Here is a 5,199-nt window from a genome sequence, read left to right as displayed (position 1 = left end):
TGTTTGGCCATCGGAAAACCCGATATCGTGGGCTGAAGAAGAACACCCATCAATGGCAAGTGCTGTTCGCGCTGACCAACGTCTATCGGGTTCGACGCCACCTGCTTGCCATGCGCGCGGCCTAAGGTCACAGGTAAGGTGCGCCCGCAGTTCGCCGTTGGGGTACAAGCCACGGGCGGATTTGCCCCCAAAAACGCTCTTTCGGACCAATTTACGCCTGACCACGAACCAAACCGAGCGCAGTCGGCCCAAGCACGTCAAAAACTCCCATTAATCGGCGCTTCCCTAACTAAATGGGCTGGCCCTCTGATCAACAGCTAGTTCGGTTAATAGTGGCAGGAGTAATAGTGCGGAACACAGCCATTTCATAACCAAGGATTCCAGAGTGTCCGGCCAATTCAATTTCTAAATTATAAATGAAACAATAGGGCTGGCTCACGACAAGGTTTGGCGATGATAAGAACAGCTCGCGGGCGAGAACTTATGGCGTAGGCGAAGGAGAGCCTGGTTAAAGCGAAAACAATCGGTGAATTGCGGCAGGCCCAGGCTGTGGTGTTTCCATTGGAATGGGATATCTCGATGAGGCAGACAGCGGCGTTGTTAGGCATTTCGGAAGGATGGGCCTGCCAATTGCGCCAACGCTTTATCGGCCGAGGTGGTTGTTGCGACGAGGCGAGCCCGGGACCGGGTGGCCGGAGCCGAGAGAACCTTTCTAGCGAATCGGAAGCCGCCTTTCCGGCGCCGTTTCTTGAGCGGGCCGAGGCGGGAGGGATCCTGGTGGTGAGCGAGATAAAGTTGGCGTTGGACAAACGGTTGGGCATTACCTGAATACTCAGCAAAAGGACGCGGAAACGTCGGTTACCCATCCGAGAGTGCGATACCAGACATTCGCCGTTGGATTATGAAGCCGGGACAAAATCATTTCCGCACGATACCCCGCACGCTACCAGCAATCAGGGTCGCCAAATTCAGCAAGATCCTGGGTAGTTGATGCGCCCGAGGCACAGCCAGATAACGTGCCTCCCACTGGGGAGCGAACTTTTCCTTGTATTGCCGAACGCCCCGAAAATTATAAAAACGCTCGCCGCGGCCAAATACGGCACTCCCGAAGCGGTTCCAGGTGCTGGCAAGCGCGTGATCCGGCAGCCCTGAGAGGGGGGCCATCCCCAGATTGAACCCGCAGAAGCCCTCGCGCTTTGCCCAAGCCATCAGATTGACGAAGAGAAAATCCATGATGCCATTGTCTAGGCCGGGCACATAGCGCATCAGATCCACCGAGGCCTCGCGAAGTCCGGCACTCAGCCAGAGATTGGCGAACGCGACGACCTGCGAGCCTTTGAAGATTACCGCGACCGGATTGCGGAGCAGATAAGCGTCGTCGAAAAAACCGAGGGAAAATCGCTTCTCGCGAGAGCCGCGATCCGCAAGCCAGGCGTCCGATACGACTTTCATATCCGGCAGCCATTGAGGCACTGCCGCTTCCGGGATAATCTCGAACCGGTAGCCATCGCGCTCGAGTTTATGCTGAACATTGCGCAGGTTCTTTTTCGACTTGCCTTCAAGATTGAACTCCAAAAGGTCAACCCTGGCTTCCTCACCGATTTTCAGAAGACTGAGTCCCAAGTCGACATACAAGGACAGATTTTCGGGCCGAACCTGATAAAACACTGTCCAGCCATCGTACAGTTCGCTGATCTCCCGGAAGCGCCAAGCCAACTCCCTTTGAACCGCCAAAGGTCCGACGGGATCGCCCATGGCAACCCAGCTTCGCCCTTCAACGCCGTACATGAGAAAGCCGTCATCATTGGAGCTGAAAAGCAAGTTTTTATCCCCAAGTAATGCCAGATTGGGATAGGTTTCCGGGCGAGTCGCGACGATGTTGCTTGCCTTGGCGAGGTCTTCTACTTGAGGTGGCGATGGTTCAAATGGCAATGGGCGCAACAGCCGTGAAATTGCAAAGCTCAAGCTCAGCACTAAAACGCCCACCTGCGCACGCATGAAACGCGGGGCGTCACCGGCTGCGCCAAAGCTGAATTGCCACCAAAGCTCATGAGCGTAATCCACATGCTTGTAGGAAAAGAGCCCGAGCCATGTGCTACAGGCCAGGAGCACGACGATCGAGAGAACCCAGCCCGAGCTGAATCTTTCCTCGAACAAGGAAGATCGCCGGTAAAATTGACTGCGCGCCGGGAGCAGTGCGGCTAAGAGGATCATCAAGATTAGCGCCTCTTCGTAGTCGGCACCCTTGAGCATGGAGAATACGATGCCGGCGCTCAGCAGAGTCACGGTCGCAAACCAGGCGCCATCAAGGCGACGTTGCAGGCCACGCGCCAGAAGCAGAAGGCTGACCCCGACGAGACTGCCGAAGAAGTGCGATATTTCGAGCAGCGGCAGAGGAAGCAAGTCCGAAAGCCATTCCATCCGCTCAAGAATCGATGGAGTGGCCCCAGAAAACAGCATAACGGCGCCGCTGAGTATTGCCCAGACCGCGAAGATTTGTGGGACCAGTTCGGAGATCCACGGCCCCACCTGCTTGATGGCACCGGCAAGCCGGCGATTTCTACGCAGGAATTCGTAGCTTGCCAGAGCGCTGGCGGCGATGGCCAATGGTATAAAATAGTAGGTAAGTCGATAGGCCAGGATCGCTCCCAAGAGGCTGGCGCTAGAAAGGGCCTTAGGCATCATCAGCAGAATCAGCGACTCGAATACGCCCAAGCCACCTGGAACATGACTGATCAGGCTGACAATCTGCGCGATCAGATAGATTCCCAGGAATTGCAGGAGCCCGGTGTCCAACTGTTCCGGCATGAGGGTGAAAAGTACGCTCCCCGCCAGGATCCAATCCAGGGCACCCAAGGCGATTTGTGTTGCCGCGATTCGAAATCCCGGCAGGGCAAACGACTGTCCGCCCCAATACAACTCCCTCCTCGAGCGGGCACAGATCTGCAGGTAAAGGAGCGGCAGCGTAATCAGGGCAGCGCCGAGCCATTGCCCCCGGGGCAGATTCAACTCTTGAGTAAGCGGATGGCCTTTGACCAGCAAAACGCTGCCTGCCGTGGTCAGCAGCCCAAGCCAGAAAGTAAGGGTGCAGAATGCGATGACCTTCCCGATATCCAGTGTCGAAAGTCCCCAACTGGTATACAGCCGGTAGCGCACGGAAGTGGATGTAAGTATGGAAATGCCGACCGTGTTGCTGAAAGCGTAACTGACGGCCGAAGCGAATCCGACTTTTGTCCAGGGTAGGGGGTTGCCGATGTAACGAATAGCCAGGACGTCGTAAAAGCTCATCGTCAGATAGCTTAGAGCCGTAAGGAGCAGGGCATTGATCACTTGCCGCTGGCTCAGTGCACGCAGTTCGGCGCTGACTTCCGCGTAGCGATAGTCAACTAGCAAATGGTGGAGCGTCCACAGGGACGCGAAGAACAGCACGGAGCCAGTGATCGGGCCCAACAGGTGCTTCGCCCGAGAAAGTGCGACCTGGCAACAGTGCCTGGAGGCTGGGCTCACTTCAGGTTTTCCATGATCAGATCGACGATGGTTTGGTAATTGTCGCCGAAGTGGTGATCGCCTTTGAGCCGCGCGGCTGTCACGCCCAGTTTTGCCGCGCTTGGGCAGGCACTATCCGTTTCATCCGATCCGTAGATGCAGATCACTTGGTCGCGCTGGGTCATACGGCCGATTTCCGGCACCGTGAGCCATCTGTCGGACACCACTGGGTTACCGAGCCATTCGCTAAGGTGAAATTCGAACGCCGCATTGGAGCTCAGACCGATCAACACGATCAGGCGCAAGCGTGCACGAACCGCCAGCGGCAGGCGGTCTACAACAAAGGGCAGAACATCGGCGCCAAAGGAATAGCCGATCAACACGACTTCGGTCTTCTGCCAATCTCGTGCGTAACGTTGGATAACCCGCTCCAAGTCTCGCGCCGTCTGCTCGGGAGATTTGGGCTTCCAAAAGTAATTCAGGGAATTCCAGCCGACAGTATCAATTCCGCGGCGGACCAATTCCGCAGACACACCGCGATCGAAAGCGGCCCAGCCGCCGTCACCGGACAGCATGACGGCGAATCGCGACTTGACGGGATGGTCGCTGCGCATTTCCGTCAATGGCAAGTCGTTTGCAGTGGCTTTCGATAGAAGTTGGTCCGGGATTTTTGGATCCAGCCAGTTCAACAGGGCTTGAAGTTGCGTGGTGAGGGCTTCGGTATCATCTGGCACATCCACGTGCCGTGCGTTAGCGGTTTGGTCGATAAAACGTGCAGCGAACTTGGCGTCACACGGCGGATGGGACTGAAACACGAACCAGTTAGCGGAAGTCTGACGGCCTTGGCCGGTACCACCGGCTGGAATCGATCCATCCGAAATCTGATCTGGCGGTGGGCAAAAGTTGATGCTGATACCGGCGTGAAATTGCGCGGGAGGCGACGCGAGGAGAACTTCGTAAACCCACAGTGCCGCATCACCGGCTCCCAGCAGGATCGGGACTTTGCCTGCAAGCCTTGTGTCTTGTGCGGTCAGGGCTTGCGCGACTTTGGCTAACGCATCGGCGATGACCTTCGGCTGCAGACTAACCGGATGCGCAGACTCGCCTAACGCAGCAAGATCTACCCATACGACAGTGAAGCCAAGACTCGATAACCTTGCTGGCTCATAGAATGTATGGTCGAGTTCTCCTTTCGCACGCAAGACCAGCAGCACGCCTTTCGATGGACCAGACGGGGGCTCCACCGTGATGTCATCGAACGGCCTTTGCGAAAGTTTGAATACGCCGTAGGCTGGCGATAAGGTGCCCACCCACATCGCAACCACAAGGGGTAAAGCGCAAAAGAGCATTCGCTGATGGCAGAGCGAGCGGTAATCCATGGCGGGTGGATTGCGAAAGATAGGCACGTTGAAGGCGTAATTGGCCAGGACAAATAGATACTGCGCTGCGGATGCGACGGTATCAAGCGTGGAAAAACTGTAGAAGTCGCGACCTGATCTGACAGTTACCCGTTTTGGGTGCGCTGGGTTGTCAGATCAGATTCAACTGACCGACTTTCTGGTTCCACACCTCCTTTCCAGCGTGAAGCGTTTGTGGGGGAGTGCGACCGCAACACATCTTACCCTGATGGGTTCGCTCCTGGTTATAGTGCTCGATCCAGGCATCCAGGTCGGCCTGCAGTTCGTCCACGGAGAGATAAAGCTTCTTGCGGAA

At 56.3% G+C, this 5,199-nt stretch carries 4 protein-coding genes; 1 reads left to right on the top strand and 3 read right to left on the bottom strand.

From position 1 onward, the window contains the following. Positions 1 to 531 precede the first annotated feature (531 nt). Positions 532 to 828 carry a hypothetical protein gene (locus EK23_RS24905; protein WP_045227367.1) on the top strand — a complete coding sequence of 99 codons (297 nt, stop codon included), beginning with the start codon at positions 532 to 534 and terminating at the stop codon, positions 826 to 828. A gap of 90 nt (positions 829 to 918) precedes the next feature. Here EK23_RS24905 and mprF read toward each other — a convergent pair whose 3' ends face one another. The 3 genes from mprF to EK23_RS21030 all read right to left on the bottom strand — a co-directional run. Then, positions 919 to 3,507 carry a bifunctional lysylphosphatidylglycerol flippase/synthetase MprF gene (gene mprF, locus EK23_RS21040; RefSeq protein WP_045227366.1) on the bottom strand — a complete coding sequence of 863 codons (2,589 nt, stop codon included), beginning with the start codon at positions 3,505 to 3,507 and terminating at the stop codon, positions 919 to 921. After that, positions 3,504 to 4,865: an AcvB/VirJ family lysyl-phosphatidylglycerol hydrolase gene (locus EK23_RS22915; RefSeq protein ID WP_082054408.1), complete on the bottom strand. Its 1,362-nt coding sequence runs from the start codon at positions 4,863 to 4,865 to the stop codon at positions 3,504 to 3,506. The genes mprF and EK23_RS22915 overlap by 4 nt, the downstream gene beginning before the upstream one ends. Before the next feature lie 151 nt (positions 4,866 to 5,016). Next, a partial coding sequence (locus tag EK23_RS21030) for an integrase core domain-containing protein (RefSeq protein ID WP_045227365.1) occupies positions 5,017 to 5,199 on the bottom strand: 183 nt, incomplete at its 5' end.

The sequence above is a fragment of the Methyloterricola oryzae genome (assembly GCF_000934725.1).
GTDB classification, from domain to species: Bacteria; Pseudomonadota; Gammaproteobacteria; order Methylococcales; family Methylococcaceae; genus Methyloterricola; species Methyloterricola oryzae.
The sequence above is the reverse complement of the archived record's forward strand: the minus strand, read 5'-3'. Positions and strand labels throughout refer to the sequence as shown.

Coding starts and splice junctions, on each gene's coding strand:
- EK23_RS22915 (WP_082054408.1), bottom strand. CDS start 4,865: ATGGATTACCGCTCGCTCTGCCATCAGCGAATGCTCTTTTGCGCTTTA.